At 71.6% G+C, this 4,603-nt stretch carries 4 protein-coding genes; 3 read left to right on the plus strand and 1 reads right to left on the minus strand.

The genetic code is table 11. The features are described from left to right. From ACFU7Y_RS40620 to ACFU7Y_RS40630, 3 genes are all read left to right on the plus strand, one after another. Window positions 1-284: hypothetical protein (locus tag ACFU7Y_RS40620; RefSeq protein ID WP_380771412.1), on the plus strand; the 284-nt coding region annotated here is incomplete at its 5' end. Window positions 285-860: 576 nt separating this feature from the next. Next, complete coding sequence (locus ACFU7Y_RS40625; RefSeq protein ID WP_224279970.1) at window positions 861-1,091, plus strand: hypothetical protein; 231 nt, start codon at window positions 861-863, stop codon at window positions 1,089-1,091. Window positions 1,092-1,268: 177 nt separating this feature from the next. Then, entirely contained in the window at window positions 1,269-3,116 is a 1,848-nt protein-coding gene (locus ACFU7Y_RS40630) for an ABC transporter ATP-binding protein (RefSeq protein WP_224279972.1), read from the plus strand. A 52-nt stretch (window positions 3,117-3,168) separates the two neighbouring features. On the opposite strand, the gene ACFU7Y_RS40635 is transcribed toward ACFU7Y_RS40630, so the two are convergent. Then, entirely contained in the window at window positions 3,169-4,386 is a 1,218-nt protein-coding gene (locus ACFU7Y_RS40635; RefSeq protein WP_224279974.1) for a PP2C family protein-serine/threonine phosphatase, read from the minus strand. Between the last annotated feature and the right edge of the window lie 217 nt (window positions 4,387-4,603).

The following is a 4,603-nucleotide window of genomic DNA, read 5'->3' on the forward strand; positions in this document are numbered from 1 at the left end:
GCCCGTGCCCGCGCGATCCGCATGGCACGGGCCCTCTCACGGTCGCGGTCACCCGCACCTCGGTCAGGTTCGTCGAACTTGCCAGCAGTGTCTGGCTGTTGGGGCTGAAGAAGCGCGAGTCCGACTGGCAGAGCCGAGAGCGCCGAGGCGATGCCGTGGCGACCGACGAGCAGGCGACGAACCGCCGACGGGCCCGGCATCCCGGGGGCGAGGACCGGGCGTCCGCCGGCTCCTGGCCAGACGTCAGAATGACGGTTCATCGGTGCATCCGCCTTCACCCCTGAGCCTCTCCCGTTCCTCCCGCCTCCGCTCCGCCCCCTCGCGCCGGTCGGCCACCATGAGGACGGCCTCGACGACTCGGGCGGGGCGGTTCTGCCGACCGGAAGGCCGGCCAGGTCGATGGATGCTCCACGCCCGGTTGACGACCGAGGCAAGCCGACGGCCTCGCCCGCGCGGCTGCCCCGCTCCGGCAGCGCCATACGGCGGTTCGTCCGAGGCGGAGGCCTGCCGCGACAGGCGCGCGGCGCGAACGGTCGGTCACGGTCCGGCACGTCCGCGGGTCGGGCGGACCTGACGCGGCGCGGGCGACCCCGTCACGGCAGGCCACCCATACCCCCATGGGGTGGCGTGGCGCGATTGGCGGCCGCAGCGCGACAGCTCGCCAGCTCGCCACACACGGCCCCTCGGCTTGAGCTCAACCAAAGATTTGACATGATTTTGCCATGAAAATCGCCGAGCTGACCATCAGTTGCGATACTCTAATCATTTTTTAAATCTTCAATTTTTCCCGGATTATGCTTGCCGATCCCGTGCGCTCGGACTGACGATGGTTTGAGGGGGAATCGTAGGAAGGTTTGATCATGGGATTCCTCGAAAACCTCGGCACCCTCGGCAGGTTTGACGAACACGGCGGTGGCGGCGGCTACGGCGGCGGCTACGGTGAGCGCGGCTTCGAACGCGACGACTTCGGCGACCACGGCGGCGGCGGCTACGGCGGCGGCTACGGCGGCGGCTATGACGACTTCGGCGACCACGGCGGCGGCGGCGGCTACGGCGGCGGCTATGGCGGCGGCGGCGACTGGGGCTACTGACATCCACAGTAGCCGGACACTTGCAATCCGTTACGACAGCAGGCCGGGCATACTTCGTGCCCGGCCTGCCTGTCGCCCCGCCCGGTCCGTCCGGCCCGCGCCACCCGGCGGGTTCCGGGCTCGGGTCGGGGTTCAGCGGGGTGACCGGTGCCGGGCACCAAGCGGGAAGACCGTGAGATGACGCGAAAGCGGACTCTTCGAGAGGCCCTGCGCGGGCTGCTCGTCGTCGAGAGCTCCGACGCCCTCGTCGCCGCCGCACCGCCGGTCCCGCTCCGCGAGGTCTTCCGGCGCTTCTGGCCCTACACCAAGGGCGGCCGCCACTGGCTGGTGGTGCTGCTGGTCCTGGTCGCGGTGGGCCCGGCGATCGAGGCAGCGGAGATCCTGCTGTTCAAGATCGTGATCGACGACATGCTCATCCCGCACAGGCTGAGCCTGTTCCTGCCGGTCGCCCTCGCCTACGCCGGGCTGGCCCTGCTCTCCGGAGCGCTGACCTTCGCCCGCCGGGTGACCTCCACCTGGGTCAGCGAGCGCTTCCTGCTCGTCCTGCGATCGGACGTGTTCCGGCACCTCCAGGGCCTGTCACTGGGCTTCTTCGAGCGGCGGCAGCTCGGCGACGTGCTGTCCCGGGTGACCGGCGACGTCGACGCGGTCGAGACCTTCCTGCTCTCCGGGATCGTCACCGCGCTCGGCCAGGTGGCGCGGCTGGGCATCTTCGTCGGTCTCCTGCTGGCGCTGCGCTGGGACCTGACGCTGACCGCACTGGTCGCCGCGCCGCTGTTCTTCCTCACCGCCCGCCGCTTCGCCAAGCTGATCCGGGCGGCCTCACGCGAACGCCGCCGGCGCGGCGGTTCGATCAGCGCGGTCACCGAGGAGTCGCTCGGCAACATCGCACTCGTCCAGGCGTACAACCGCCAGGGCTGGGAGCACACCAGGTTTCAGCGCGAGAGCGTCGGCCGGTACCACGCCGCGATGGCCTCGACCCGGATCGGAGCGCTCTACGGACCCACGGTCGAGTTCATCGAGCTGCTCGGCGGCCTGGCAGTGATGGGCCTCGGGACCTGGGAGCTGGTCCGTGGCCGGCTCACCCTCGGCGGCCTGATGGTCTTCCTCGCACTGCTGAGCCAGCTCTACGGCCCGATCCGGGGCATGTCCGGGCTCGGCAACACCTTCTACAGCGCTTCCGCCGCCGCCGAGCGGATCATCGAACTGCTCGACCAGCGCCCGCAGGTCGCCGCCCCCTCGACCCCGCGGGCGATCGGCCGGGCCCACGGCGGGATCGAGTTCGACGACGTGACCTTCAGCTACCCGGAGACGGCGACGCCCGCGCTGTCCGGGGTGTCCTTCACGGTGGCGCCGGGGAAGACGCTGGCCCTGGTCGGCGCCAGCGGCGCGGGGAAGTCCACCGTCGCCAAGCTGCTGCTCCGCTTCTACGACCCGGCCGCCGGCGCCGTCCGGCTCGACGGTGTCGACCTGCGCGAACTGTCGCTCACCGAGCTGCGCGAGAACGTCGCCGTGGTCCTGCAGGAGACCCTGGTCTTCCACGGCACCGTCCGGGAGAACATCGCGTACGGGCGCCCGGAGGCGACCGAGGCCGAGATCCTGGCGGCCGCCAGGGCGGCGGACGCCCACGGGTTCGTCAGCCTGCTGCCCGACGGCTACGACACCGTGGTCGGCCAGCGCGGACGACTGCTCTCCGGCGGCCAGCGCCAGCGTCTGGCCATCGCCCGCGCGATGGTTCGGGACGCACCCGTCCTCCTCCTGGACGAACCCACCACCGGCCTGGACGCCGAGTCGGCCCGGCGGATCATGGGCCCGCTGCGTGCGCTGATGGCCGGCCGCACGACGATCATCATCTCGCACAACCTGCTCACGGTCCGCGACGCCGACCAGATCGTCCTGCTCGAACAGGGCCTGCTCGCCGGCCACGGCACCCATGAGGAACTCCTCGCCCGCAGCCCCGCCTACGCCGGCCTCCACCGGCTCCACCACCCATCACGGGCCGAGTCGGTGAGGATCGTCCCCTGACCCCCCGGCCCGCCGCGTCGACGTCTGCACCACGCGCCGGTGCCACAGCGCGTCACGGGCGCTGCGGGCGCCATTCGAAGAGCAGGATGGTCGCGTCGTCCCGCAGGCGGTTGCGCTGGTGGTCGAGGATGGCGTGGATGAGCAGCCGCAGCACCTCGGCCGGGCGCTGGCCGGCGGCCGAGGAGCGGATGATGAAGTCGGTGAACTGGTCGAGGCCGAACTCCGCACCGTCCGTGTCACGTGCCTCCACGACGCCGTCGGTGTAGAGCAGGACGCGGTCGCCCGGCTCCAGTGTCGTCTCGTGGACCTGCCGGGCTTCCGGGGCGAGGTGGTCGGCCAGGCCGATCGGGGGCTGCGGGGGGCTGTCCAGTGCTCCGTGGAGCACCCGCTCGGCACGGATCAGCAGCGGCGGCGGGTGTCCGCAGTTGACCCAGTGCAGCACCCCGGTCTCCGCGTCGAGCCGGCACAGCACGCCGGTGCAGAAGTGGTCGGGCAGCCAGTGGACGAGCGCCTGGTCGACGGAGCCGACCACGTCGGACGGGGGACTGCCGGCGCGGCGGGCGTTGCGCGCCGCCGCCATGGCGACCGACGTGGTCAGGCCGGAGGTCAGATCGTGCCCCATGGAGTCGAGGATCATGGTGTGCAGCACGTTCTTGATCACCGAGTGGTCGAAGGCGTCGCCGGCGACGTCGTACGCCGGTTCCAGGACCGCGGTCGAGACGCACCTGCTGCTGCCGATGGTCTGGGGCGGCAGGAAGGCCCGCAGCATCTCGGCGGGCAGCCCCATGGTCGCGGTGCGGGCGAGGGAGGCGAGCCAGTCGCTGTAGGTGCGTTTGGAGGTGATCAGCATGGCGAACAGATGGGCGAGCATCCGGCTGCGGCGCATCCGCACCCCGTCGAGCGCGGCGGTCCGCACCGCCAGCACGCCCAGCCGCTCCGCACCGTCGACCAGCGGCAGCCAGACGATCACGCCACCGTCGTCGGCTGCCACCTGCGGGGAGACCCTGCGGTACGCCCAGCCGGCCCGCGAACGGTCCACCGGCAGCGGCTCCGAGGCCTCGTCGAGCGGGACGAGCAGCCGTTGTTGCAGGTCGACGAGGTAGATCAGCACGGTGTCCAGGCCGAGGGCCGCGGCGCACCGGTTCGCCAGGGCGGGCAGTTCGACCGGCAGGGCCGTCTGCGCCTCGATGATCAGCTCTTCCAGCAGACTCTCGTCGACGACGGTGTCGGGACCGGCGGACGCGTGCGGTGGGTCCGACACGGGGATCACCCCTTCCCTGCCCAGTCTCACACCGATCCCGCCTTCGCTCACATCAGGCGTGATCGCGCAGGGTGCGGCCGCGGCGGCACCCTGCCGAGACGGCATCGGCCCCGATGCGCGAACCGATCACGCGGCCGGCCGAACGTCCTCTCGCTCGCCCCCACCCGCGTGGTCCCCTGCGGACACGCCGACGGCCGTGGTGGGGGCCCCGGGGGGGGCCCCCCAG

The organism is Kitasatospora sp. NPDC057542, from assembly GCF_042801945.1.
Classification (GTDB): Bacteria; Actinomycetota; Actinomycetes; order Streptomycetales; family Streptomycetaceae; genus Kitasatospora.